The sequence below is a fragment of the Syntrophus buswellii genome (assembly GCF_046097065.1).
GTDB classification, from domain to species: domain Bacteria; phylum Desulfobacterota; class Syntrophia; order Syntrophales; family Syntrophaceae; genus Syntrophus; species Syntrophus buswellii.
Window position 1 is genome coordinate 1,933,849 of the sequence record NZ_CP175563.1, and the last position, 23,701, is coordinate 1,957,549.

Here is a 23,701-nt window from a genome sequence, read left to right on the forward strand (position 1 = left end):
GCCTATTCCTCCCGCCAGTAGAGAACGCTGTAAGGTGCGATGTTGTTCTGTCGCAGACTCAATCCCGCCTTGATGGTATACATGGCCTTCGGTTGACCGGCACTCACCGAAATATCCATGAAAAGGGATGGTTTGAAATAGATCATCTTCCTGTTCTTGGCCATCATGCGCCCCGTCAAAAGCTGAAGCGCACCCTCCGTAATCACCCCGTGTTCAGCCTTGAAATTCTTTATGCTCTGAAGCGTTTCTTCCGTAATATCCAAAAAGGCCATCATGACCTCATCAGGCGCCGTATTGGGGTTGAACCCCGTCGCGGGAAGCATGGTGAGACAGGGTCGGAGCCGTTCATATCCCTCCGGCGTCATTCCCCGGACAAACCCTAGTTCGTCCATGTACTGGAGGGCGTAATTGCGGGGTGGCAAACCCCGATGGCTCCTGTAGTAAGAGGCCTCCGCCCCGTTCAACCGGGTAAGATCGTCCTGGTCGGTCCAATCCTGCAGACTGGCCAGAGGGACCGAGGCACTGTCGACCGACAGGACCCGCTGGAGAAGCTGCTGCATCGCCGCCGTATTGATCGTTGCCAGGGAGATCAACCCGTTGCTGTCCTGAAGACGGACCGTTATATCATCGGACAAAGGAACCGGAGCATTGTCCAGGGGAAGCGTTGAAACCAGGGTCAGATCCTCCGTGCCGGAGAGCACGACCTCCCGGGGCATTGTGCGTCCCCTGAGGAGGAGGTAAATCAGAGTGTCATAGGCCGACCGCGCCTTCACGATGGCTTCCGCCTTGTTTTTCAGGTTCTCCGATGCCTGAAGATGCTCCTTGACGAGCCAGTTGAACCCCAGTCCGACGGTCATGATGACCGTCACCATAAAAACCATCAGCATGGTGGCCGAACCCCGGCTGTCAAGGCACAGCTTGATAGGCGTCATTATATTCCGTCTTCATCAGCGAGTTTACATACAGGTTGAAAACGATTTTCCCCGAATAATCCCCCTGCCGGTAGGACACCCGGACCATCGCGGGAAGCCGCTTCATCCTGCTTCCCTCATACCGATCAAACCAGACGTATCCGCGTCTTGCGGAGTCGTAGCCGAAGTAGGAAAAGGCGATGCTGTCCACCTGCTCCAGGATCCGGACGCCCTGCCCTTCCCTGTAATTCCCGGAGAGAAAATCCCTTTCAATATCCTCAAATGTTTTCGTGTAAACGGGCCGTTCATAATAGGCCAGGAACAGTTTCCCCTGCTGATCCATTTCCTTTCTGACCCAGACGACCACCGGCAGCTCACCGGCAAAGGGGGCAAGGGACACATAGGATACACGGTCCATGTCACCCCGGAAATAGGGGAACCATCCGTCGCTCCGGGTCCGGACATAATAGTCGGTTGTTGAGGTGAAGCTCTTTTCGATCCAGATCATCCGGGCATAATCCCAGAAGTTCAAGCCCTTTTCCATGAGACTTCGGTACTGCTGCAGTCCCTGATTGATCGCCATGCCGGCCAGCATGACCATCACGGTAAAAATGGCGATCGCCACGAGAACTTCAATCAGGGTGTAGCCCTTAGGATGTGGGTTCATTTGTTGTCTGCAGGGCCTTGTATCTGAGAACGTGCATTGAATAGTCTCTGCTCACTCCCTGTGCCGAAAGGGTGAATTCCACCTGGTAGAGCAGGAGATGATAGAGGAACGAAGACGCCTCTTTCTTTTCGGCGGATACCGGCATCATGGAGGAAAGAACCCCGGCATTCCATTTGAGGGTCACTCCCTCGCCCATCTCCTCCGTTCCACTCACCTTTTCCAGGTCAAGGGACCGGATCAGGCCGGTCGCCTGAACGAGCTTCGCTGACAGCGTATTGGATATTCTCGCCTTCTCGAGGTGTTCAAACCCCATCCGGAACAGATACATGGTGGCGGCAATCCCCGCGGTAAGAATCAACCCCGCAATCAGGATCTCCAGGACAAGAAAGCCCCCGGATTTGAAATCTCCCCGCCGTTTCATGCGGCCTCTTCCGCGGGCTCCAGGGAGAGGGTCCCGAAGGGGGCCGTCACGTGGAGAAGATAGCGCTCTCCGTCCACGGTAATGTCTATCCGTCCACCGGTGGTTGTCCCGTTGCTGTAAAAGAAAATAGGGGGCTCAACCGTGACCTGGACATCGGCGAACGGGATCGGTGCCCCATCCACCGTCAGCGTATTTTCCAGAGAACCCAGGAGATGCTTTTCACTGTAGAGAAAGGCGTCCCGTCGGAGTCCGGACACATAGAGCATGACCTCCTGGGCGCGCAGAGCTGCCCCATACCGGCGCACCATGTTGTAAGAGACCGGGAGGACGGCGGAAAGCAATACAGCGAGAAGAATCATGACCACCAGGATCTCGATGAGGGTGAAACCCCTCTGCCGTGTCGGAAGTTCGCGCATGTCCGGACCCTCAAAGTTTGATGCTGCTGACGCTCATCACGGTCAGGATCAACGTAATGACAATGAAGCCGACGACAGCCCCCATCACGATGATGATCACCGGCTCCACCAGGGTCAGCATCCGCTTTACACTGTTTTTGAAGCGCTCGTCAAACATCGAGTAAAGTTCAAAGAAGACCTCCTTCAGGCTGGAACTTTCCTCCCCCACCCTGACCATGTTCGCTACCATGTCGGGAAGAAGGGGAATCTCGGCGAAGACGTCGGCAATCTTCCGCCCTTCCTTGACCAGCCCCACGGTGGGCATCATGGCGCTTCTTATGGACGCGTTCTGGATCAGGGAAATGGAAAGCCTCAATGCGCGGAGGAATTCAACGCCGCTGAGAAGCATGGAATGCATGGAGTAGCAGAACCGGGAAACCTCCAGGTTGATAATCAGCGTTCTCAACCCCGGAAGATGAATCAGGCGGTCCGACAGATCGGGCAGCCTGACATGGGCGGGATAAAATCGGCGGGCCGCCAAGAGAATGCCCACCAATGCCAGGAATATGGCCAGGGAACGGAAATTGACCCACCCGCTCAGGGTGTACAGCACCTGGGCCGGCAGGGGCAGACTTTCCAGCTGGGCGCCGAAGATGCTGAAAAACCGGGGAACGACAAACTGGAAAATAACCAGGAACGTCACGATGCTGGCGAAGATGAGAAACAGGGGATAGGTCATGGCATTCCGGATTTCCGACCGGAAGGCGATTTGGAACTTCAGGTACTGGGCGATGTTCTCGAAGGCGGACTGCAGATTGCCGGCGGCCTCGTTGACCTGGATCATGCTGACCAGAAAGGGTGAGAAATAGCCCGTCTTTTCAAAGGCGCGTGCGACGTTTCCCCCGGCTTTGATGTCCTGAAGAACGGCGTTGAGCACCTCTTTCATCTCCTTCTTTTTTGCGCCATTGCGAAGAAGCTCCAAGGCGCGGTCGATCCGAATCCCCGAACGCAGAAGGGTGCTCACCTCCCTGGAAAGGCTGTAAACGTCCTGGGGCATGATTCGCTTGCGCAGGACAAACCGGCGCTCCTCTTTTCCCGTCTTTTCGGTGAGGTTCGTTACCGTCAGTCCCCGGGCTCTCAGCTTGGCCAGAGCCTCTGTGTGATCGGCGGCCAGCAGGGTTCCCCGGACTTCACGTCCTGTCGAATCCAGTGTCGAATAGGCGAATTCCATCAGCAGACCCTCAAAACTTCGTCCAGGGTCGTCTGCCCCCGTGCGACCTTCAGGATCCCGTCTTCCCGCAGGTAGCGGAAAGACGGCCGCTCCCGCAGGGCTCCCCTCAGGGCTTCCAGCGACATCTTCTTGAGAAAGAGCTCCTTGAGATCATCCGTGTAGTCAAAGAGTTCAAAAATGGCCATTCTCCCCCGATAACCCGTTCCACCGCAACGAGGGCACCCCTGCCCCCGCTGCAGATTGATCCCGTCCCCGAGGAGATGGCCGCACTTTTCGGCGACATCGTGAAGGGCATATTCCCGCAGCAGCGCTTCGGCCCCCGGATCGGGACGGCTGCAGAAAGGGCAGTTTCTCCGGAGAATTCTCTGGGCCATGACCCCGACGAGAGCCGCGTTAAGCAGATAGTCTTCGATTCCCATTTCCACCAGTCGGAAGAGGCTGCTGGGCGCATCGTTGGTGTGCAGCGTGGAAAGGACGAGATGCCCCGTCAGGGCCGACTGGATGGAGATTTCCGCCGTCTCCCGATCCCGGATTTCTCCGACCAGAACGATGTCCGGATCATGCCTGAGGATGGAACGCAGAGCCGCCGCGAAACTCAGCCCGATGTCACTGCGCACCTGGATCTGATTGATTCCCTGAATCTGGTACTCCACCGGGTCTTCGATGGTGATGATTTTACGGTCCGGATGATTCAGGCGTGTCAGCATGGAATAGAGGGTCGTGGTCTTCCCGGACCCGGTGGGGCCGGTCACGAGCAGCATTCCATACGAAGAACCGATCATGCGGACGGCAAGTTCCTTGTGGTCCGGTTCCAGCCCCAGATAATCGAGATCCAGAGAAACCTTTTCCCGGTACAGGAGGCGGAGGACCACGCACTCCCCGTTGACGGTGGGAAGCGTGGATACGCGGATATCGAGGAACAGCGAGGCGATCCGCGTGGAGAATTTCCCATCCTGGGGCAGCCTCTTCTCGGCGATGTCAAGCTCCGCCAGGAGCTTGATGCGCGAAACGACGGCAAGATAAAACGCCTCCTCGAGGGTGTCGATGTCATGGAGAATCCCGTCAATCCGGAATCGGACCCGGTGTTTCTTCTCGGCGGATTCCATATGAATGTCGGAAGCTCTCATCTCAACGGCCTTGTTGAGCAGGCTGTTGAGAAAGGTGATCACCGGCGCTTCGAAGGCCATTTCCTTCAGTTTTTCCGCGTCCTCTTCAACGGTCAGGGGAATGAATTTACGCTCCTGGACCTCTAAATAGCCCCTGGCCAGATCCTCGACAACCTTTTCCGGAGCCAGCTGCAATTGAACGGCATAGCCGAGATTTTTCACGACATAATCGGGCATGGAAGAATTAAAGGGATCGCTGGTAACCGCTGAGAGAATTTTCCGTTCATGGTCGATCGACAAGGGGAAGAAGTGGTTTTTTAGAAGAAAACCGTAATCCAGGCACCCTTCCAGGCAGGCGACCAGCGAGTCATCCGCGGGATATTCTTCCTCATAGAGGGGAATCTTGAGATAGGAGGACAATCCTTCGAGCCGCTGGCCATCCGTTATGGAGCCGACCTGCACCAGAAGCCGGCCGATATCCCCCCCCAGGTCCTTCTGCAGCTTTAGGGCCTTCTCAAGATCTTCATCGGGCAGGCGATAGATCTCCTTCAAGAACTGTGTGAGAGACATGGCTACCAGCTCTTCGCCGACTTGTCATCCAGTTTGCCGTTGGGTCCGAGAGAATAAAGGTCAAAGGGGCCATGTTCGCCTGGGACCTTATATTGATACTCCTGATCCCATGGGTCCTTGGGAACGATCTGCTTGGACAGGTAAGGCCCACGCCATCTGGTGTCCGACGACTTGATCAGTTCCTCCAGCGTCGAGGGGTAGCGGCCCACATCCAGCTTGAAGGACAGGACCCCGGAGGAAAGCATCTCCACCTGGGTTTTCGCGATTTCCTCCTTCGAGCGTTCATAGCGCCCGATCAGATTGGGGGCGATCAGAGAAGCGATGAGGCCGATGATAATGACCACGATCAGGATTTCAATGAGGGTAAATCCCCTTTCCTTTCCGGTTTTCCGCCTATATCGGCACGCCCTGTCCGCATCATGCCACCTGGTCGTTCTTAATCGGGACATTGAAAATCCCCCTGTCTTTTTCTTTTGGATTGCAGGAAATGTTGCACATTGAAAAAGGGATGTCAATGTTTAGATCATGGCGCCTTTCCGTCGGTCACTCAGGAATATCCTGATCCAAGACGTTCAATTAACTGATCGATTCCTTAAAGCCTTACTCAGGGAAAGGGTTTTTGTGTATTTTTTATTCCCTGACTTCAGGACAGAAATTAAGGATGGATAAGTTACATCACTTGTGACATAACTTATCCAATCAAGTCTTGCTCAATATCGGTCCGTCAAAGGAGGAATTATGAAGAGTATCTCATACATTAGGATTTCCGCTTTCTCTGTTTTCTTTTTGCTCATCCTGCTGGGCATCAGCAGCATGGCTGTAGCAAGGCAGCCTGAAGCCTGTGACATTCGGCTGACCGCAGGTGACCCTGTCGAAGGGGCGGAGTTCGGCCGGTCCGTTGCAATCGACGGGAATCACGTGGCTGTGGGGGCAGGAAATGCCAATGCCGGATCGACAAGCGGAGCCGGTGCCGTTTACCTCTTTCACCGTCAGGGACAGAGGTACATCCGAGAAGCGAAGCTGGTTGCCCCCGATGCAACTTCAGGGGCTGAGTTTGGCCGGGCTGTCGCCATCCAGGGCAACCTGGTCGCCGTCGGCTCCCGTTTTGCTGAAGCTGGCGGCTTAGAAAAAGCCGGTGCGGTCTATCTCTTTCGGAAGCACATGGGATCGTGGCGATATGAAGCCAAGGTCTCCTCTCCGAACCCAGCCGATGAAGACAATTTCGGCAGGGCCCTCGCCCTTCAGGGAAATGTCCTCGTCGTGACCTCCCGCAAAGAGGAGAGCGGTGCCGACGATGTTGGAGCCGCCTATGTCTTTCTCCACAGGGGAAACCAATGGGTCTTCTCGGAAAAGCTGACGGCGGGCGATCCAGTCCCGAAGGCCTATTTCGGCCAATCGGTGGCGCTGCGGGGGAACCTCCTGGCCATCGGCGCTCGAAATGCCGATCCAGAGGGCGCCGGTGCCGTCTACCTCTTCCAAAGGACGGGAGAGGGCTGGAAGGAATTTGCCAAAGTCATTCCGCCGGATGGGGCGAAGGACGACAATTTTGGTTTTACGGTGGCGATGCTCGGAAACACGATGGCAGTGGGTGCAAGAAGGGCGGATCCCGGCGGAACGGAGGACGCTGGAGCGGCTTATGTTTTTGCTGTGAACGGGCATACCGTTGATCATGTGGCCACACTGACGGCCAGCGATGGCCAGAAGAAGGATCAATTCGGGCAGTCCGTCTCCATGGCCGGTGATGTCATCGCCGTCGGCGCCAACCGCACCGATATCGGCAAAAATGCCGGGAAGAAAGCCGATCAAGGAGCCATCTATCTCTTCCGCAGGGCGGGCAATTCCTGGAAGCAGATCGTGAAACTGACGGCCTGCGACGGTCTGGCAGGCGATGAATTCGGATATTCCCTGTCGGCCTTCGGCAATAAGCTCGTCACCGGAGCACACTTTGCCGACTCTACCGCAGGCGCCGCTTATGTGCTGACTCTGAAGCCCTAGGCGACACGGCGCAGAGGAACGGGTTCAAAGGGGCCAACCTCATCGCGTCGGCCGAAAAAAAATCATCTTAAGGGAGAAACCATCATGAAGAAAGGAAAAAGGAATCTGTTTGTTCTACCAGCCGTCCTGGTCTCTGTATCCTTCCTGTTGTTTTCCGGAATTCAGATTTATGCAGCGTACAATCACCAGGGCGATCTGGACTCGGCAAATTTCCGGGAAGCCTATCCCGGCCAGATCAGCACCAAGCTTGACAGCTGCACCCTGTGTCACTCTGGCGGTTCATACACATCGGGGAAAAAGGTCGTGACGCTGGGCAGCTGCCAGTGGTGTCACTACAAAACAGGTTACGGGGCTGACAGCAGCGAAGAGAATCTGCTGGCGACTCTGAATCCCTATGGTTTGGCCTACAAAAACAAATGGCAGACCAGGGGAAGAACGGCCGCTGCATTGCTGGCCATTGACGGTGATGACTCCGATGGCGACGGCTTCAGCAATGCAAAGGAAATCGGCGCCGGAACATATCCCGGCGACGCAGCCGATGATCCGTCAAAAATACCGGCCCCTTCCCGTGTCCTGTCACTTGCGGAATTTGAAAGGATGGCTCAGCACACCCAGTTCATGATGATGAATGCCAGCAAGTCGGATGACCGGTACACGGAATACAGGGGAATAGACCTTGAAGACCTGATCCGGGCGATCATGCTCGATTCAGCCACCGGCATCACGGTTTATGCCCCGGACGGATTTGCCACCTATCACCCGCTGAAACCCAGCGCCAATGACAGCTCTTATCATGTCCTCGGCATCTATCCCAAGGGGACTTTCTACTATGACAGGCAGGCGGATATGGCAACCAACCCGGCAACCGGGTGGTGCGATTACAGTTCGCCCGCAGCCGCCGGAAGGGTAAACGGAGAAGGGATAACCAATCCCGATGATTTAAAAATGATGCTGGCTTTCAAGCGGGACGGCGAGTATCTGACGCCGGGTCTATTGAATTTATCGAACAAGCTGGACGGAGAAGGCCCCTATCGTGTCGTACCTCCCCAGAAGACTCCGGGCCCCCCGGATCAGCGTTCGAACGCCCCCAACCCGACTGCCGAGGATGCCTGGATCTGGCCGTACAATGAAGACAATTCCATCAACGATCATAATGCGGGATTTTCATCCCGGACCGTCACCATGATCAAAGTGGAACCGCTGCCTCCGGGAACAACGGACATCAACACGCTCGAAGCCGGATGGCCCTATGTTGACGAGAAGAAGGTCATCATTTATGGCGCCATCAATCCCCGGCCCCTGTATCGTCTGTATACAGGCCTGGACATTTTGATCAATACCGTTAAAGCTCAGGGCACGAAGTCTTTCAAAAACAGATCGTCTCAACTGGCTCTGGTCACACATCTCGAGACGATAAAGAAGCAGGTGGCCAGAAAGGCCTATTCCGCCGCACGAAATAACCTCAAACAGAATGTGGCGAACAAGATGGATGGATACCTCACCGGCAAGGTTGATGCCAATGACTGTGTCGTGGACCTGAAGGTTCAGAAGCAACTCTACAATGATCTTCAAAAAGTCTGGATCGCCCTCGTCATTTTAGGCGGTTGACCGTTAGGCGCCTCTCAGCCGGCTGCCCGGAATGTGTGCACCATGGGGCAGCCGGCTGTTTTCTGGCCCGGAACGTCAAAGGCAATTTTCAAGAATGCGCTTTTCAGAAAAGTCCTTCAGCCGGTAGTACTCAGGGGGCCGGCCGGCCAGCGCCGCCCGGGGGACCAGGCCGATCAGTTCCGATTCCAGGATTTCAACGCCGAGACGTTCGGCCTTCGCCTTGATTTCATCGAACACCCGGCGCATGGAGGTTTCCCGGTAATCGGTCAGGTTCATCGAAACCTGAACGAGGTTCCGGCTTTTCAAAGGAACACCGAGGGCCTTTATATGCCTGAGCCCCCCGCTCGACTGCCGGATGCTGCGGGCGATATCCTCCGCCGGTTTCAGTTCGCCGCAGCTGAGGACAACATTGAAGGCCACAAGAGGTATCCTCGCACCTACAGCCGTGGCCCCGCTGTGTACATTAAAAAAAGCCGGTCCCGCATCCGGTTTCCATTTCGGATCCTTCAGCCGCTCTTCGAGGCCCTCGTATCCGCCCCTCCGTATATCGGGAAGTTCCCGCCGCTGTGGACTCAAGGCTGCCGACCCGTAAAAATAAACGGGAATCCCGTTCCGGGTTCCGAACAGCGAGCCGAACCGGTGCGCCGCATCCACGGCGTCTTTCATCTCCGCATCGCCGAGAGGGATAAAGGGCACCACGTCCACGGCCCCGATTCGGGGATGAACGGCCCCCCTGTGCATTCTCATGTCGATCAGCTCGGCGGCCCGGCTGCAGGCGGCCAGCGCCCCGTCCACGATACGTTCCGGCGGCCCGATAAACGTAAAGACGCTGCGGTGATGATCCGGATCCATGCTGTGATCAAGCAGACGGACACCGGAAACCGCCGCCAACGCCGAGGCGATGTCCTCTATGATCCCCTGGTTTCTGCCTTCACTGAAATTCGGCACACATTCGATAATGTTCATCCCTTCTCAAATCCCCCGGCAATTAACGATTCAAACGGACCCGGCAATCAAAACTGCCAGGTCCCGTGCCGGCGCGGCCGGCTCCCCGGTTCATTCATGGTGAACTCATCCGTCGGCTCATCCTCTTCTTGAACGTCCCCTGGATCCGGATCCGGGGCGGTTGCCTCATTTCCGTCCTCATCTTCAGGCGCTTCCCCTGTCGCGGAGTCGCCGGCGGCCTCTTCATCGTGGGGAACAGCCTCTTCCTCCGGCATCTCATCCTCCTCTCCATTCAACGATGGAGCCGATTCCGTCCCGTTCTCAGGCTCCGTTGAATCGGATTCGGCAGACGCCCCGTCATCCTCGCTGCCGCTTACCCCGATTTCTATGGAGTGATCATCCCGGGAAAAAATCAGGGAATTCCATTGCGGCACAAGCCTCTGAAGAGCCTCGGCAACGCCGACGCCTTCGATTTCACACGCAACCACCGCATCTTCCCTTGCACCGTAGGCATGGATCGTCATACCAAGCTTCCGGGACAATTTTTCCAGAATCTCGGAAAGCGTCGATTCCGTACTTGAAATACGGACAAGGCCGTTGCTTACGGAAACATGCAGCCCCTCTTCACCTCCCTCAGAGGCTCCACAGAAACCAAAAAACAAGGCCATGACAAGGAAAATACCTACCCTGGATGTCATGCATTGCTCCTTTCTCTCCCGCGTCCATCCAACCTATTCCGGTCCTGTGATTCCAAACATGATCCGCTGATGGGGGGGGAGTTTTTTAAAAATTCTGTCATACAGCTCCTGTTCCTTTGCAGCCAACGGATCGGCATACCTGACATCCGGCGGCAGCGGCAGCGGCGCCAGGCGGCCATCGGCGCTCAGCCGGTAAAAGGATTTCTGCTTCTCAAAGGTTCCCTGCAGGAAGTGTCCACCGGGAAACAGGATGCCGTCATACTTCCGGCTGATGACGGCCTGCTGCGTCCGAACGGCTTGGCCCTTCGGAGTCAGGATCTTCACGTTCCCCTCCAGGACAAGGGTTTTAAAATCACCTCCCAGGAACGCTTTTTCAGCGGCAAGCTCCAGGACCGTTCCTGCGGAGTAATGAATCTTCACGGCCAGGCGATCAAATTGTATCCTGCTGAGGATATCAGGTTCCCCATCGGTGTTTTCCTCAAAATAGGAACCGATGGGGCTCGCCTTTTCCGCTCCGGGCACAAGGTGAATGCATCTCTCCAATAAGTGGAAAGGGATGCCGTACTTTTCCGCGGAAGAGGATGCATCGGACAGGTAGATGTCAAAGACCGCGGAACGAAGGCGCAGCTCCTTCACATTCTGATATTCAAAAAACGGTGTTTGTCTTTTTCTGTGGATGATCTCCTCGATGGACAATCGGATCGTCAGATCATTCTGGTCATATTCCAGAAGGCTGACGTTTCCGGCGCGGAACTTGTCGTATGTCCGCTCTGCCGCCGCTCGGGGTTGTACGGCACTCTTTTCCCCGTCGCTCCTGACAGCGGAACAGACAAGCCAGGCAGCAAAAAGCGCCAGCAGAAGGCCGGACAGAACTCGCTTAACCCTTTGCGGGACCGGAGAAGGAGCTTGGGATGGAGCCATGGAACTCACAGGCTGTTATGGAACATTCACCAAGCAGGTGCCTCCTCCCAGGGAGTTCCCGCGGGCATTGACAAAGTCCACAACCACCATGGCCATTTTCCCCTTGAAGTCGGCCGAAACGGAGTTGACGATAGAAAGCGAAGAAATTTTAACGGTTTGCCCTGTTGCCGGGATCGTTCTGGGGTTCATCGTTCTCGCGTAAGGGCCGAACACACGCGACGAGCTCAGGACGTTGTTGGTGTTGGTGCCGACCATCCCCGCCGCATACCGGTTCAGGGTTACAGCACTATCTCCATCGTTTGACACATAGGCAGTCACCCTCAGCACGCTGCCTGCATAGACAGAAGTGGGGCAGGATAATTCAACATCCAGATCTTCTGCAAACGCGCCACTGACCCAAAAAGCCGTTATTCCCATCAATAAAATTAATACTCTTTTAATCATAAGTCCCCCTTGACATCACCAGAAAGATTCACGGAACCACAAACTCCATCCCTTCGTTTTCATTAAACGAATCTTGATATTATGTCAAGACATACCGGCGCGTTTCCGCAATGCCCTGCCCGGCCCATTTGAGGCCTTCATTTGCCGACTCTGCCACAAGACGAGAAACCCGACGCGGCACCGGCTTAAATGACGGGAGGAGATCCGGTAAAAAAGTGTTGCACAACTCCTGTGAAGAGATTGAAATGCGAGTTGAAAGAGTTAAACCAGGAGGCAGGAAGGCGGCATGCCTTGAAGAACATCAAACCGATGAGAACAACCCGTGAAGGAGGTCACCATGAACATCAGGAGTCTTTGTTTCAGATTCGTTCTCTGTTCACTCTTTGTAGGCCTTTTGTTAATTTCCGACGTAAAAGCTGAATCGCCGGCCATTTCCACCGAGACGGCGAACGCCGCATGGATTCCTCCTGCGAATGAGGATGTATGCTGGGGTTCAGGAGGCAACGTCATCAGGCTGCGCTTCAAAAGCGCTGGTGGCGGATACTATCAGGTTGTCGGCAATATGATCGAGTCCAGCGGCGTCATAGGCGCTCTCTTTGGCAGCGCCGTAAAGACATCCAGCACGATTCTTGTCACGGCGACCTGGAGTGGCGCCAACTCCAAAGAGGCCTGGTTTGAGACGGGCCGCTTCTCAATCAACAGGAAATCCGTAAAATTGACCGGCTATGGGGCGGGAATGGAACATAAATTTTCCATTCCGGAGAGCGCTGAACCATACGCCGGAGGAAAACACACGTTTCCGAAAATTCCCTGCCCGTAGGACTGAGGATAACGCCCGGACTTTTGAGAGTCTGAATCCCTTTGTTTCCGGAGAGTTCAAGATTTCGCCAAGGACTCTCCATTGGAAGGCATGGATCATGGCAGCACCCTGCGTCACCATGCCCTGCGGTGAGGCAGGGCGCAGGCGGTCGGATCCGGAGGTGGACGGCGGCACAAGGAGTCGAACGTTCCGGAACACTATTTTTTGAATCGTTTTTACTGTCTTTCCATACTATTTGCTTCTGTTTCCCCCGAGAGTTTTCCGTACCCGTTTTTTTATGACCTGCTGAAATCAGCCCTCCGGACCCGGGCAGGGGGAGCGCCGGCAAGAAACAATCCATCACATGAGATAAGGGGGATAACATGTTGCTGAAGGTCTTCTGTTTTGTTCTGGCTTCACTGGTATGGGCCGCCGCGGTTTGTTCCTCGGCTGAACTGCGGGACGAGAACCTGGTCCTGAACATTCCATCGGGCTATAAAGTGGATTACCAGGTCAGACAGGGGAACATGCTCCTGACGGAAATGGTTCCCCATCATCAATCCGTCAAAAATTGGACAGAGATGGTGACCATCAACACCCACCTCGGTCTCAGGAACATTTCACCGGAAAGCTACCGGGCAAAGATCCAGCAGTTGTGGGACGCATCCTGCAAGGGCTCTCAATTCGCTCCGGTGACGAAGGGGAAGGAAAACGGCTATCCCTTTGTGCTCTGGCTTTCGGTCTGCCCTCTCAACCCGTCCACAGGAAAGCCCGAATATACATGGTTCAAGGCCATTCAGGGCAACGACAGTTTCTATGTCGTTCAAAAGGCTTTTAAATTCAATCCCTCTGAAGAGCAAATCACCCAATGGATGACGTACTTTCGTTCCATCAGAGTCTGTGATTCGCGTTTGAAAGACCGTCCATGCCCAAAGGTCATGAAGTAAACTCCCCGGAAGGGACATGCGCCGGGAACGTGCCGGGAAAGCAGGACACGAACTAGGAATTGCCCTGTTCGAAAAGGGCCGACACGAAGTCCTCGCTGCTGAATTCCCGGAGATCATCCAGCCCTTCACCGATGCCGATGTAGCGGATGGGGATATTGTATTCCTTGGCGATGCGGAGAATGACACCGCCCTTGGAGGTGCCATCCAGCTTGGTCAAAACAAGGCCGGTCACCCCCACGGAATCGCTGAACATCTTCGCCTGGCTGACGGCATTCTGACCCGTTGTCGCGTCCAGGACGAGAAGAACTTCGTGAGGCGCTCCGGGAAGCTCACGGCTCATGACCCGCTTCATCTTCTTCATCTCTTCCATGAGGTTGACCTGGGTATGCAGTCTCCCCGCCGTGTCGACAATAAGCACATCGGCCCTGCCGGTCTTCGCCGCTGCTATGGCATCAAAAACAACCGCCGATGGGTCTGAATTCATTTTCTGCTTGATCAGGGGAACCCCGACGCGCTGGCTCCAGATTTCCAGTTGTTCAATCGCCGCAGCCCGGAAGGTGTCGGCGGCAACCATCAGGACGGAATGTCCCTGCTCCTTGAACTGATGGGCCAGCTTTCCGATGGTGGTGGTTTTTCCCGTACCGTTGACGCCGACGACGAGGATGGTGAAGATCCCGTTTTTCGGAAGCACCAGGGGGGCTTCATTTTTCTTCAGAATGGCCTTCATCGTGTTACGCAGGACCTCCTTGAGCCGCTCCGGAGAATCCAGCTCCTTGCGCCTGACGGAATCGGTCATCCTTTCGATCAGCTCCGCGGTGAAGGCGGGCCCGACATCAGCCGCGATCAGGGCCTCCTCCAGCTCGTCGAACAGCTCCTGGTCAATCTCCTTCTTTCCCAGGATGATATCGTTCACATCGGTCAACAGCAAATCCCGCGTCTTGGCGAGACCCCGCTTCAGTTTTTCAAAGAACCCCTGTTTTTTTTGGAAGATGCTCATACGATCCCCTGCTCCATCCATCGCTTAAAACGGTAACGCATCGCCGGGACCGCTTACGGGAACCCTCATGATTTCCCCGTTCTGCGCCAGTTCGCACCGGAGGCGTCACCGCCTGCATGCCCTGCTGTTCCCCTTGACTGGTAACCGGAATATTTCGCCTATTGACTATTATCCCCCTCACGGCCATCTTATGGTGCCGTCGGACCCGGCACGGCGGAAACGGCCGCGGCACCTTGGCTGTTATACAGAGGATCATCGCCTTGTCAATGTAAAATTCCAGGAAAATACATTTCAAGAGTTGTAATTTTCTGGAAATTCTGATTAACGGGGAAGCATTGAGGACCGGCTGGGCCGGCGGAACAAAGGGGCTCTATTTTGATATCCTTGAAGCATATTTTTCTTTCCTTTGGCAAACGGGTGATCTTTGACGATGTGACCTGGACCATTACCCCGCGCAGCCGGATCGGTCTGGTGGGAGACAACGGTGCGGGCAAGACGACCCTGCTGCGCGCCATCGCGGGAGTTCAGGAACTGGACGGCGGCAGCATCGAGATGATTGACCGCAGGAACACCACGCTCGGCTACCTTCCCCAGGATCTTGTCGAACTGGAATCCCTCAATATCCTGGATTTTCTGAAAAAGCGAAGCGGATTGTCCGATCTTGAAGCCACCCTGAAAACCTGCGAGGAACAGGTCTCCCTCTGTGCGCCCGACAGCCCCGATCACGGGGCGTTACTGAAGACTTACGAACAGGCCATGGCCGCGTTCCAGACCCGGGACGGCTATGCCTTCGAAGCCCGCGCCAGGCAGGTGCTTCACGGCTTCGGATTCCGGGACTCGGATTTTGAAAAAAACTGCCTGGAATTTTCCGGAGGCTGGAAAATGCGGATCCTCCTCGCCGTCATCCTGCTGGCACGTCCCGATGTCATGCTCCTGGACGAACCGACCAATCACCTGGATACGGAGAGCATGGAATGGCTGGAGAGCTATCTCCGGGATTATCCCGGAACGCTGATCACGGTTTCCCATGACCGCACCTTTCTCGACAAGATCACGACCGTAACCGCCGACCTTTCTCTGGGAAAAATATCGCTCTACAAAGGTAACTATTCCTTTTATCTTGAAGAAAAGGAGAAAAGGCGTCTGGCCCTATTGAAGGAGATGGAAAGCCAGAAGGCGGAAATCAGGAAGATTCAGGAATTTGTCGAACGGTTCCGTTACAAGGCCACCAAGGCGGCCCAGGTCCAGAGCCGGCTGAAAATGCTCGAAAAGGTGGAGCTGATCCAGTCGTCAGGAGCAAAAAAGACCGTCCGGATCGCCTTTCCCTCCTGCCCACCCAGCGGCCGCGATGTGATCATCCTGCGCGGGTTGTCCAAAAGCTACGGAAAAAACAACATCTTTTCCGATCTGTCTTTCACCATCACCCGTGGCGAAAAAGTGGCGCTCGTGGGCATCAACGGGGCTGGAAAATCTACCCTCTCCCGGCTTCTGAGCCGGGTTGAAGAGCCTGACGCAGGAGAAGTCCTCTATGGCCTGCACGTCAAGCTCTCCTTCTTCTCCCAGGAAAATGCCGAAAATCTCAATTACGACCGGACCATCCTGGAAGATGTCAGCAGCATTTCCACCCGGTGCACCGACCAGGAAAAGCGGAATCTCCTCGGGGCCTTTCTCTTTTCCGGCGACGACATCTACAAGCCGGTCGCGGTCCTGTCCGGCGGCGAAAAATCCCGCCTTGCCCTGCTGAAGATCCTCATGCAGGACGCCAATCTCCTGATTCTTGACGAACCGACCAATCACCTCGATATGAAAACGCGGGATATCTTTCAGGAAGCCCTGCTGGATTATACAGGAACCGTGATCCTCGTTTCCCACGACCGGTATTTTCTGGACCGCCTGGTCAATCGGGTCATCGAAATCCGGGATGGCCGGGCTTTCGAATACAAGGGCAATTACTCTTATTTTATTGCAAAACGGCAGGAGGCTTTAGGCGGTTCCGGAGCCTCGCCGTCCGCGGAAAGAGCGGCTGACCCCATTGATACCGGCAAAGGCGGAAAATTTCTGAGGAAAGAGCTTCGGCGCCTTGAGGCGGAAGAGCGGAACCGCCTCTCGAAAGTCCGCAGCGCCCTGAAAAAAGAGCTGGCAAACCTGGAAGGGTCGATCATGTCCCTGGAGGAAAAGAAGGGGGGGCTGGAAACGACCCTCTGCGCGCCGGATATCTATCGAAACCCCGAGCAGCTGAAGACGCTCCGGCAGGAACTGCATGCCGTCAGCCGGAACCTGGAGCAATCCTACCGGGACTGGGAGGAGCTTTCCTCGAAGATGGAAGCTCTGGAACATGAAGCCGGGGAAAGCCCTGCGCCTCCCCCGGCATGAAATTTCCCGCCTCAGGCACCGTCCAGCCCGGACCGCTCCTTTTCCTGGTACCAGGCCGCGGGATTCGTCAGGTATTGCTCGGTGTCCTTCAGGGAACTGTAATGCTCCTGTTCAATCGAGGCCAGAAGATCGAAAAAGGCCTTTTCCCGGGGATCGGACACCTGATCGCGAAGGCGGGCATAAAAGGTTGCCCCCCTGGCTTCAAATTCAATGGCCGTCTGAAGGGCCTTGCGGTCATCATCGTCCCCTTCGGGCATCTGGGAAACGGCTTTGATGACATTGTTCAAAACGTTTTTCACGGAAGTTTTTTTGACTTTGAGAGGAAGCGTTTCCGGCCATTTTCCTTCCTTGGACCAGCGGTCATGCAGTTCCTTGAGCCTTTCGTAGTGCTCCAGCTCTTCATCGGCAATCTGCGTGAACATGGCCTTTCCCAGCGGATTCAGGGTTCGTTCAGCATTTTTCAGATAAAATTCTCTCTCATTGGATTCGTTTTTCAAAGCGATGTTCAATGCATTTAAACGTTCTTCCATAGACCGGCCTCCTGGTGCGACGGGTTGATAAGTTCCATGCGGGCAGACAGGACATTCCCGCGATCTTTTGAATAAATAAACCGTTAAGCTTCCTGGAAAACTACCACAGGGATTACCGGTGGGTCAAGGGGTTTGCCGGGCGTCAGTCCTCCAGTTCGCAGATAGATTCGGCAATATTCTGGCAGTGATCGGAAATCCTCTCCAATTGAATGAGCAGCTCCACAAAGATGGGGCCTGATTCCGCCGCCGCGAGGTGATGATGAAAACGCATCAGGTGGCGGTCCCTGGCTTCCTTGACTTCCACATCGATCTGCGCCTCGCGGCAGGTGATGTCGCGGATGCATTCTTCATTGCGCCTGGAGATCAGCTCCATGGCATCCGTCATGTTCGCTTCAACAAGCTGCCGGATATGGAGCAATTCCACACTTCCCTCCACGGTGACGGGGATGTTTCTCTTGTGTCGGTTTCTCGCAATTTCCACAATATTGACGGCATGATCGGCAATCCGCTCGATATCATCGACCATGGCCGTGTAATTGAACAGCCGCCGGGACATCTGGGGCGAAAGATCTTTCGAAGACAACTTCGACAGGTATTCGACCACTTCCCGCCGGATATTGTCAACGACCAGCTCCATGTAAAGGATGTTCTTCTGCCTGATTGGTTCATAACGATCAAACAGGGCCATGCTTTCCATCAGCATCCGGTTGGCCAGAAAAGCCTCCCGCGCCAGCTCTTTTTTTACAAGGCGGAGGGCTTCTCCGGGATTGTTCAGGCAGGCGTCATCCAGGTGCTGGGGCCAAAGCGGCAGGGTTTCCTCTTCACCGGGGATCATTTTTTCCATCAACCGGGAAAAAGGCTTCAGGATAAACATGAAACAGACCACCAACAGGATATTGAAAATCAGATGGCCCAGGGCGATCTGCTGCGCCGTCTCAGCGGAAAGGTCCTTCAGAATCCCGATGAAGACCGGCAGGGCGCCCAAGCTCAGAACGGCGGCGGTCAGCTTGAAAATGAGGTGCGATACAGCGCTTCGCCTTCCGCTGACTCCCGCTAAGGAGCCCGCCATCAGGGCGGTAACGGTCGTCCCGATGTTGGCGCCGATCACGATCGGCAGGGCGTTTTCTATGTTCATCGCACCCTGCTGGGCCAGGATAACCAGCATGCTGATGGGTATTGCCGAGGCATGAACCAGCCCCGTGAATGCCGCTCCCACCAAGACCCCCAGGAGGGGATTTTTCGATTCCTGAAACAGGTGGATGAAGGAGGGATGATTTTGAAGGGGGGCTGTCGCCGTGGTGGCAAGGCTCAGCCCGAAAAAAATCATTCCGAAGTGAAAGATGGATTCCCCGACGGATTTCCAGGTCTCTTTCCCAAATACCCAGAGCCCGCCCCCCAGAACGACAAAAGCCGGCGACAGGGCGGTGAACTTCCAGACGACGAGCTGCACCGTCAGCGTCGTCCCGATATCGGCTCCCAGAATGGTCCCGAGGGAGGAATAAAAACTGATCAACCCCGCATTGACCATGCCGATCGCCAGGAGAGTCGTGGCGGAACTGCTCTGAAAAAGCGCCGTGGCGATCATTCCGGTCAGCAGACCGTGGAGGGGCCTTTCCACGGCAAAACGGATATAGCTGCGTATCCGCGAGGTGAACAATTCCTGCACGGACTCGCTCAGCTTCATCATCCCGAAGAGGAACAAAACCAGCCCGACGCACAAGGTCAGAATGTCTGTCAGCATAGCGCAGCGTATCCGCTTTAAAGAAAAGATCCGCCCGGCAGCAGAAACCCTTCAGAAACCGCCGGGCGGATCTCCTTAAAGATGCTGAAAATCAGTATGGCACCGATTCCCGGTTTCAATCGATCTTCTTGAAGACTTTTCCCTTGGCCCCACAGACCGGGCAGGTCTCCGGCGCCTCGCTCCCCACGGTGTAGCCGCAGACGGGACAAACGTAGTAGGAATAACTTTCCCTTTCGCTGCCCATGCCGGTCAGGGCCTCCTCGTACAGGCGGTGATGGACCTTTTCTACCTCATTGGCATAGACGAATGTCCGTTCCGCCTCCGCATTGCCCTCAGCTTTGGCCGCATCAATCATTCCGGGGTACATTTCCTTGAACTCGTGCCCCTCCCCGGCAATAGCCTCCTCCAGATTTTCCCGCGTTCCGCGGATGCCCTTGAGCGCCCGCAAATGATTATGGGCATGAATCGTTTCGGCTTCGGCCGCAGCTCGGAACAGCCTGGCAATCTGTGCATATCCCTCCTGATCCGCCTTTGCCGCAAAAGCCAGGTACTTTCGATTTGCCTGGGACTCGCCGGCAAACGCCTCCATCAAGCATTCCTCCGTTTTAGTCATTCCTGTATCCTCCTCGCTGATTTCAAGATGTTCTGGATCTGTTCAAGACCGGATCCCTCCGGAAGCAAAGAGCCCCGGGCAATGTTCTGCCCCCGGCGACTTCCGCAACAGGGAAACATTTACGTGTGGACTATATAGCATCAACCCGGATGCTAAAGCAATGATCGATCATTCATTGCCCCTGCTCCCGGCCATTCCCCTTTTTTCCTCATGCAGGGTCTAAGATATTTCAACCGACGTAAGATTTTCTGAAGTCAAAAATCAGGGTTCTCCCGAATGGTAGAGACCGGGATTCTGTTGTATATGACACCAAAGAGATCCGGTGAGTATTTTTTTAAGGAATGAATCGTTAACCACGATCAAGGAGGGAATGATGAAGATGAAAAAATTGCTGTTCGGGACCGTTTTATTCCTGATCCTGATCCTGTCCGTTTCCGCTGCCCAGGCCGGCACGGTGTACTGGACGGATTGGACGGCATCAGGCCCCGGGACGGTGACGGGAACGATGAACATCGGTTCGGAAACCGTCGACGTGACATTCAGCGGCGCTTACTCCTTCGCCCAGACCAGCGGTGGGACAAATTACTGGAACCCTGCCACGCCCTATCTCAGCGCAACCGTTGAAAACGCTCCTCCTGCCTCCGACATCATCGCATTAAGCAGCAGCGGAAGCGTAACGATCACCTTTTCGCAATCGGTGACAAATCCCCTGCTCGCCCTGGTGAGCTGGAACGGTAATCGTCCCAGATTTGAAAATGAGATTGAGTTCCTCAGCTATGGACGAGGTTATTGGGGCAACGGCACCCCTGTCATGGATAGCGACAAGAAAGGATTCTATGGAAGCGGTGAGGTTCACGGGGTCCTTCAAATGGCCGGCACCTATGATTCGATCACCTTCACCCACACCAGCGAGGGCTGGCATGGCCTGACGGTCGGTGTGGTGGATGTCGCCCCGGTTCCCCTTCCCGCCGCTCTGTGGCTCTTCGGTTCCGGGCTGGCAGGGCTGGTTGGACTGAGAAGGAAACTCTTCAGATAAAGGCCGCGTTCTTCTCATCTTTTCCGCTCAAGGGCGGGATCTTCGGGTCCCGCCCTTTTGTGTGACCGAAGGAATCTGCCCGCTTCCTGATGGAAGCCCACCCAAAGAAGGCCGATGAGATTTCCGCTGGGATCATATTCATTCTTGTCATGCCATTTTTTTTCTGATACCAAAGCGGCTGCTTAACGGTTATAGTCCAAATTTTTAAGGCAGGGCGATAGAACAATGCGGAAGGATCAGGCGATTGTCCGGGCGGAGGAAGTGCTCCGGGTTGAAGCGGAGAGCATCCTGCAGCTCATCGGGAGACTGGACGAAAATTTTTCCAGGGCGGTGGACATCATCTACCGCTCCACCGGGCGTGTGATTGTCACCGGCATCGGGAAATCGGGGCTGATCGGGAAAAAGATTGTCGCCACAATGACCAGCACCGGCACACAGGCCCTGTTCCTTCATCCTGTTGAAGGCCTTCACGGAGATCTTGGAATCGTCACGAAAGACGACGTCGTACTGGCTATCTCGAACAGCGGGGAAACGGATGAGGTGAACCGCCTTCTCAGCAGCATCCGGAAGATCGGTGCGCCGGTGATCTCCTTTACCGGCAATCCCTCCTCAACGATGGCCCGCGCCAGCAACGCCGTGATCGATGTGGGTGTGGAACGCGAAGCCTGCCCCTTTGGACTGGCCCCCACGTCCAGCTCCACGGCCTCGCTCGCCATGGGAGACGCCCTGGCCGTCGCCCTGATCGACAAGCACAAGTTCAGCGAAAAAGATTTCTATAAATTTCATCCCGGCGGAAGTCTGGGACAGCGCCTGCGGGCAAAAGTCCGGGATGTCATGATCAGCGGCCCTGATATTCCCATGGTGGTCACCGGAACCCCCTCCCTTGAAGCCCTCTCCGTTCTCGACGAAAGAAACAAGGGTTTTGTCCTGGTCACCGACCGGCAGAATCGCCTCCTGGGAATCATGACGGATGGTGACGTCCGCCGGCTGGTTCGCAAAGGCATCTCCATCTCCGATCTGCCGATCGACGAGATCATGACCCGCTCGCCCAAAACAATACGGGACGACTGGACGATCGCCCGGACGGTCGAGTTCATGCAGAGGGACGAAATCACCGCCCTTGCCATCGTGAACGGCGACAACATCCTCCAGGGGTACATCCATCTGCACGACATCCTCGGTCGGGGGGGAACCATCCGCATCTCCATCCCGGCATAGCCGGATGCTCCCGCCCTGTAAACATCAACAGCTCAATGGCCGTGACGAGTCATCCGGTGGAACGAGATCATGAACAGCCCTCTTTTCAGAAAGAACCTCCTGCCCCTGGCGCTCCTGCTCGCCGCTTCGGTTTTCCTTCTCCTGCCTGAAGCGGGCCTCTCTTCCGGGGAGATTCCCCTCAACAAAGGGGCTGTTCTCCAGATCACGGATTTTGACGATTCCAGTACGGCTGGCCCCGATCCTTCCCTTTTCAGCCGGAAATACAGCGGTGCCGCCAAGAGTGACCCCTCCCTGAAAACGTTGCGGGCCATGGCCAAGGCATCACCGGGGTCGAAGGCATCCTACCAGGCCAGGATGGCGACTCGATTCACCATCCAGAAAGGGCATAACGGGTCCTCCCGCGGCAAAGCCCGGATCACGCTTTACGGCCTCTCCTATGACGGCGTCGTGATCACCCCCCGGGCCGCGGCCGGAAAATCCCAGTTGAAGATGACGGTTTCCAGCGCTGCCGACCGAACCGGAACAGAGTTGATCCTTTTAACGGCATCGGGAAACGGTGCATCTCCGAAGATTTACCAGAAGGACCGAACGGAAGGCTCCGTCGAGATCCAGGTTGCCGCCGGTGACACATTTGTTGTGGCATTGGAACTCGTCGTTTCGGCAGGCACCGGAACCCAGGATTTTCCTGCCGAGGTCGACTTCTATTCAAAGGAGAACAAGGTGCGCTTTGAGGGAGTCCGGGTTGAGATTCTGAATACGGAAACCCCACTGCCTATTGTGACGCCCCTTCCCGACCAGGTGTTCCTTTACGACAACCCCCGGTGCCTTAACCTCTCCTTATCGAGCTGCCTGATCGTGAACAAGGGTGAGCAGATTGAGGACCTGTCCAGGGTCCCCCTGACCGAGGGGCTGCCTGATACGTGGAACGACCGGATCAACTGCCTGAAAATGGGAGCCAACGTCAACCGGGTCATTGTCTACCAGCACCCCGGTTTTAAAGGGCGGAGCCGGACGTATACCCGGACAGGCCCGAACCCCGGAGGGGTCTGGAGTCTTCAGGGAAGCGGGTGGGATAGAACCGTCAGTTCCATCGTGGTGGAATGATCCCCTCCGCCGCCCGGATCAGGGCAGGCAACCGAATGTTTTCACGAGAACTTTTCGTGTTCTCGGTCCATCAAACTCGCAGAAGAAAAGGGACTGCCAGGTTCCAAGAACCAGGCGGCCGTTTTCGACCGGCACCATTTCCGAAGAACCCACCAGCGATGTCTTGAGATGGGCGTCGGAGTTGCCTTCCGCGTGCCGGTATTGAGGGTCGTCGCAGGGAATGAGCTTCTGCAGCCCCATCAGGATATCCCCGGCTACGGCGGGATCGGCATTTTCATTGATGGTGACGGCAGCGGTCGTATGAGGAACGAACACGAGACACATGCCGTCCTGAAGTCGACTTTCCTGGACCGCCGCCTGAATTCGGCCGGTGATGTCGATCATCTCGGTGCGTCGGACCGTCCGGACAGAAATGGATTTCATTCGTCTCC

Annotated in this window: 24 protein-coding genes; 8 read left to right on the forward strand and 16 right to left on the reverse strand. The window is 55.6% G+C overall.

The annotated features are described in order from the left end of the window. Positions 1-2 precede the first annotated feature (2 nt). The 7 genes from ACJ77P_RS08795 to gspG are packed head-to-tail and all read right to left on the reverse strand — an operon-like array spanning position 3 to position 5,750. Positions 3-932: a general secretion pathway protein GspK gene (locus ACJ77P_RS08795; protein ID WP_367358991.1), complete on the reverse strand. Its 930-nt coding sequence runs from the start codon at positions 930-932 to the stop codon at positions 3-5. Next, positions 907-1,578: a prepilin-type N-terminal cleavage/methylation domain-containing protein gene (locus ACJ77P_RS08800; RefSeq protein WP_408998022.1), complete on the reverse strand. Its 672-nt coding sequence runs from the start codon at positions 1,576-1,578 to the stop codon at positions 907-909. The genes ACJ77P_RS08795 and ACJ77P_RS08800 overlap by 26 nt, the downstream gene beginning before the upstream one ends. Then, positions 1,562-1,999 (reverse strand): hypothetical protein, encoded by a 438-nt coding sequence (locus ACJ77P_RS08805; RefSeq protein ID WP_367358989.1) that lies wholly within the window; start codon positions 1,997-1,999, stop codon positions 1,562-1,564. The genes ACJ77P_RS08800 and ACJ77P_RS08805 overlap by 17 nt, the downstream gene beginning before the upstream one ends. After that, the gene (locus tag ACJ77P_RS08810; RefSeq protein ID WP_367358988.1) at positions 1,996-2,415 is read right to left on the reverse strand and encodes a Tfp pilus assembly protein FimT/FimU; all 420 of its coding nucleotides are present in this window, start codon (positions 2,413-2,415) and stop codon (positions 1,996-1,998) included. Before ACJ77P_RS08810 ends, ACJ77P_RS08805 begins: the two co-directional genes overlap by 4 nt. Before the next feature lie 10 nt (positions 2,416-2,425). Beyond that, positions 2,426-3,625 carry a type II secretion system F family protein gene (locus ACJ77P_RS08815; protein WP_367358987.1) on the reverse strand — a complete coding sequence of 400 codons (1,200 nt, stop codon included), beginning with the start codon at positions 3,623-3,625 and terminating at the stop codon, positions 2,426-2,428. Next, entirely contained in the window at positions 3,625-5,301 is a 1,677-nt protein-coding gene (locus tag ACJ77P_RS08820; RefSeq protein ID WP_367358986.1) for a GspE/PulE family protein, read from the reverse strand. Before ACJ77P_RS08820 ends, ACJ77P_RS08815 begins: the two co-directional genes overlap by 1 nt. A 2-nt stretch (positions 5,302-5,303) precedes the next feature. Then, positions 5,304-5,750: a type II secretion system major pseudopilin GspG gene (gspG, locus tag ACJ77P_RS08825; RefSeq protein ID WP_408998023.1), complete on the reverse strand. Its 447-nt coding sequence runs from the start codon at positions 5,748-5,750 to the stop codon at positions 5,304-5,306. Between the two features lie 289 nt (positions 5,751-6,039). Here gspG and ACJ77P_RS08830 point away from each other — a divergent pair, with 289 nt between their 5' ends. Both ACJ77P_RS08830 and ACJ77P_RS08835 read left to right on the forward strand, forming a co-directional pair. Next, the gene (locus ACJ77P_RS08830) at positions 6,040-7,296 is read left to right on the forward strand and encodes an FG-GAP repeat protein (protein WP_408998024.1); all 1,257 of its coding nucleotides are present in this window, start codon (positions 6,040-6,042) and stop codon (positions 7,294-7,296) included. Between the two features lie 84 nt (positions 7,297-7,380). After that, complete coding sequence (locus ACJ77P_RS08835; RefSeq protein ID WP_367358983.1) at positions 7,381-8,904, forward strand: GEGP motif-containing diheme protein; 1,524 nt, start codon at positions 7,381-7,383, stop codon at positions 8,902-8,904. 75 nt (positions 8,905-8,979) lie between these two features. Here ACJ77P_RS08835 and ftcD read toward each other — a convergent pair whose 3' ends face one another. The 4 genes from ftcD to ACJ77P_RS08855 are packed head-to-tail and all read right to left on the reverse strand — an operon-like array spanning position 8,980 to position 11,912. Next, positions 8,980-9,870, reverse strand: a complete 891-nt coding sequence (gene ftcD, locus ACJ77P_RS08840) for a glutamate formimidoyltransferase (protein WP_367358982.1) — start codon at positions 9,868-9,870, stop codon at positions 8,980-8,982. A gap of 47 nt (positions 9,871-9,917) precedes the next feature. Continuing rightward, positions 9,918-10,547, reverse strand: coding sequence for a hypothetical protein (locus ACJ77P_RS08845; RefSeq protein ID WP_408998025.1), 630 nt, complete (start codon positions 10,545-10,547; stop codon positions 9,918-9,920). Positions 10,548-10,580: 33 nt separating this feature from the next. Beyond that, the gene (locus ACJ77P_RS08850; protein ID WP_408998026.1) at positions 10,581-11,468 is read right to left on the reverse strand and encodes a hypothetical protein; all 888 of its coding nucleotides are present in this window, start codon (positions 11,466-11,468) and stop codon (positions 10,581-10,583) included. A 15-nt stretch (positions 11,469-11,483) separates the two neighbouring features. Continuing rightward, on the reverse strand, positions 11,484-11,912 hold the full coding sequence (locus tag ACJ77P_RS08855; protein WP_408998027.1) for a hypothetical protein: 429 nt from the start codon (positions 11,910-11,912) through the stop codon (positions 11,484-11,486). Between the two features lie 337 nt (positions 11,913-12,249). On the opposite strand from ACJ77P_RS08855, the gene ACJ77P_RS08860 reads away from it, so the two are divergent. Beyond that, a complete protein-coding gene (locus ACJ77P_RS08860) occupies positions 12,250-12,732 on the forward strand; it encodes a hypothetical protein (protein WP_408998028.1) in 483 nt (160 codons plus the stop codon). A 362-nt stretch (positions 12,733-13,094) separates the two neighbouring features. Then, complete coding sequence (locus ACJ77P_RS08865; RefSeq protein WP_367358977.1) at positions 13,095-13,658, forward strand: hypothetical protein; 564 nt, start codon at positions 13,095-13,097, stop codon at positions 13,656-13,658. 52 nt (positions 13,659-13,710) lie between these two features. Here the strand turns inward: ACJ77P_RS08865 and ftsY are convergent, their stop codons facing one another. Beyond that, positions 13,711-14,655 carry a signal recognition particle-docking protein FtsY gene (gene ftsY / locus ACJ77P_RS08870; RefSeq protein WP_408998029.1) on the reverse strand — a complete coding sequence of 315 codons (945 nt, stop codon included), beginning with the start codon at positions 14,653-14,655 and terminating at the stop codon, positions 13,711-13,713. Positions 14,656-15,030: 375 nt separating this feature from the next. On the opposite strand from ftsY, the gene abc-f reads away from it, so the two are divergent. Beyond that, complete coding sequence (gene abc-f, locus ACJ77P_RS08875) at positions 15,031-17,028, forward strand: ribosomal protection-like ABC-F family protein (protein WP_367358975.1); 1,998 nt, start codon at positions 15,031-15,033, stop codon at positions 17,026-17,028. Positions 17,029-17,039: 11 nt separating this feature from the next. Here the strand turns inward: abc-f and ACJ77P_RS08880 are convergent, their stop codons facing one another. From ACJ77P_RS08880 to ACJ77P_RS08890, 3 genes are all read right to left on the reverse strand, one after another. Then, entirely contained in the window at positions 17,040-17,558 is a 519-nt protein-coding gene (locus ACJ77P_RS08880; RefSeq protein WP_367358974.1) for a ferritin family protein, read from the reverse strand. A 142-nt stretch (positions 17,559-17,700) separates the two neighbouring features. Next, on the reverse strand, positions 17,701-19,299 hold the full coding sequence (locus tag ACJ77P_RS08885; RefSeq protein ID WP_408998030.1) for a Na/Pi cotransporter family protein: 1,599 nt from the start codon (positions 19,297-19,299) through the stop codon (positions 17,701-17,703). 115 nt (positions 19,300-19,414) lie between these two features. Beyond that, the gene (locus tag ACJ77P_RS08890; RefSeq protein WP_367358972.1) at positions 19,415-19,912 is read right to left on the reverse strand and encodes a rubrerythrin family protein; all 498 of its coding nucleotides are present in this window, start codon (positions 19,910-19,912) and stop codon (positions 19,415-19,417) included. Positions 19,913-20,291: 379 nt separating this feature from the next. On the opposite strand from ACJ77P_RS08890, the gene ACJ77P_RS08895 reads away from it, so the two are divergent. From ACJ77P_RS08895 to ACJ77P_RS08905, 3 genes are all read left to right on the forward strand, one after another. Further along, complete coding sequence (locus ACJ77P_RS08895; protein WP_408998031.1) at positions 20,292-20,948, forward strand: VPLPA-CTERM sorting domain-containing protein; 657 nt, start codon at positions 20,292-20,294, stop codon at positions 20,946-20,948. A gap of 225 nt (positions 20,949-21,173) precedes the next feature. Next, entirely contained in the window at positions 21,174-22,166 is a 993-nt protein-coding gene (locus ACJ77P_RS08900) for an SIS domain-containing protein (protein ID WP_367358970.1), read from the forward strand. Between the two features lie 69 nt (positions 22,167-22,235). Next, a complete protein-coding gene (locus ACJ77P_RS08905) occupies positions 22,236-23,270 on the forward strand; it encodes a hypothetical protein (RefSeq protein WP_408998032.1) in 1,035 nt (344 codons plus the stop codon). An 18-nt stretch (positions 23,271-23,288) separates the two neighbouring features. Here the strand turns inward: ACJ77P_RS08905 and ACJ77P_RS08910 are convergent, their stop codons facing one another. After that, positions 23,289-23,693: a secondary thiamine-phosphate synthase enzyme YjbQ gene (locus ACJ77P_RS08910; RefSeq protein ID WP_408998033.1), complete on the reverse strand. Its 405-nt coding sequence runs from the start codon at positions 23,691-23,693 to the stop codon at positions 23,289-23,291. Positions 23,694-23,701: the final 8 nt, after the last annotated feature.

What these genes read in the sequence shown, in the direction of transcription:
- ACJ77P_RS08845 (WP_408998025.1), bottom strand. Translation starts at nt 10,547, where the DNA reads ATGACATCCAGGGTAGGTATTTTCCTTGTCATGGCCTTGTTTTTTGGT.
- ACJ77P_RS08795 (WP_367358991.1), bottom strand. Translation starts at nt 932, where the DNA reads ATGACGCCTATCAAGCTGTGCCTTGACAGCCGGGGTTCGGCCACCATG.
- ACJ77P_RS08905 (WP_408998032.1), top strand. Translation starts at nt 22,236, where the DNA reads ATGAACAGCCCTCTTTTCAGAAAGAACCTCCTGCCCCTGGCGCTCCTG.
- ACJ77P_RS08855 (WP_408998027.1), bottom strand. Translation starts at nt 11,912, where the DNA reads ATGATTAAAAGAGTATTAATTTTATTGATGGGAATAACGGCTTTTTGG.
- ACJ77P_RS08890 (WP_367358972.1), bottom strand. Translation starts at nt 19,912, where the DNA reads ATGACTAAAACGGAGGAATGCTTGATGGAGGCGTTTGCCGGCGAGTCC.
- ACJ77P_RS08910 (WP_408998033.1), bottom strand. Translation starts at nt 23,693, where the DNA reads ATGAAATCCATTTCTGTCCGGACGGTCCGACGCACCGAGATGATCGAC.
- ACJ77P_RS08900 (WP_367358970.1), top strand. Translation starts at nt 21,174, where the DNA reads ATGCGGAAGGATCAGGCGATTGTCCGGGCGGAGGAAGTGCTCCGGGTT.
- ACJ77P_RS08885 (WP_408998030.1), bottom strand. Translation starts at nt 19,299, where the DNA reads ATGCTGACAGACATTCTGACCTTGTGCGTCGGGCTGGTTTTGTTCCTC.
- ACJ77P_RS08805 (WP_367358989.1), bottom strand. Translation starts at nt 1,999, where the DNA reads ATGAAACGGCGGGGAGATTTCAAATCCGGGGGCTTTCTTGTCCTGGAG.
- gspG (WP_408998023.1), bottom strand. Translation starts at nt 5,750, where the DNA reads ATGTCCCGATTAAGAACGACCAGGTGGCATGATGCGGACAGGGCGTGC.
- ACJ77P_RS08850 (WP_408998026.1), bottom strand. Translation starts at nt 11,468, where the DNA reads ATGGCTCCATCCCAAGCTCCTTCTCCGGTCCCGCAAAGGGTTAAGCGA.
- ACJ77P_RS08835 (WP_367358983.1), top strand. Translation starts at nt 7,381, where the DNA reads ATGAAGAAAGGAAAAAGGAATCTGTTTGTTCTACCAGCCGTCCTGGTC.
- ACJ77P_RS08865 (WP_367358977.1), top strand. Translation starts at nt 13,095, where the DNA reads ATGTTGCTGAAGGTCTTCTGTTTTGTTCTGGCTTCACTGGTATGGGCC.
- ftsY (WP_408998029.1), bottom strand. Translation starts at nt 14,655, where the DNA reads ATGAGCATCTTCCAAAAAAAACAGGGGTTCTTTGAAAAACTGAAGCGG.
- ACJ77P_RS08860 (WP_408998028.1), top strand. Translation starts at nt 12,250, where the DNA reads ATGAACATCAGGAGTCTTTGTTTCAGATTCGTTCTCTGTTCACTCTTT.
- ACJ77P_RS08880 (WP_367358974.1), bottom strand. Translation starts at nt 17,558, where the DNA reads ATGGAAGAACGTTTAAATGCATTGAACATCGCTTTGAAAAACGAATCC.
- ACJ77P_RS08820 (WP_367358986.1), bottom strand. Translation starts at nt 5,301, where the DNA reads ATGTCTCTCACACAGTTCTTGAAGGAGATCTATCGCCTGCCCGATGAA.
- ACJ77P_RS08815 (WP_367358987.1), bottom strand. Translation starts at nt 3,625, where the DNA reads ATGGAATTCGCCTATTCGACACTGGATTCGACAGGACGTGAAGTCCGG.
- ACJ77P_RS08895 (WP_408998031.1), top strand. Translation starts at nt 20,292, where the DNA reads ATGAAAAAATTGCTGTTCGGGACCGTTTTATTCCTGATCCTGATCCTG.
- ACJ77P_RS08830 (WP_408998024.1), top strand. Translation starts at nt 6,040, where the DNA reads ATGAAGAGTATCTCATACATTAGGATTTCCGCTTTCTCTGTTTTCTTT.
- ftcD (WP_367358982.1), bottom strand. Translation starts at nt 9,870, where the DNA reads ATGAACATTATCGAATGTGTGCCGAATTTCAGTGAAGGCAGAAACCAG.
- ACJ77P_RS08800 (WP_408998022.1), bottom strand. Translation starts at nt 1,578, where the DNA reads ATGAACCCACATCCTAAGGGCTACACCCTGATTGAAGTTCTCGTGGCG.
- ACJ77P_RS08810 (WP_367358988.1), bottom strand. Translation starts at nt 2,415, where the DNA reads ATGCGCGAACTTCCGACACGGCAGAGGGGTTTCACCCTCATCGAGATC.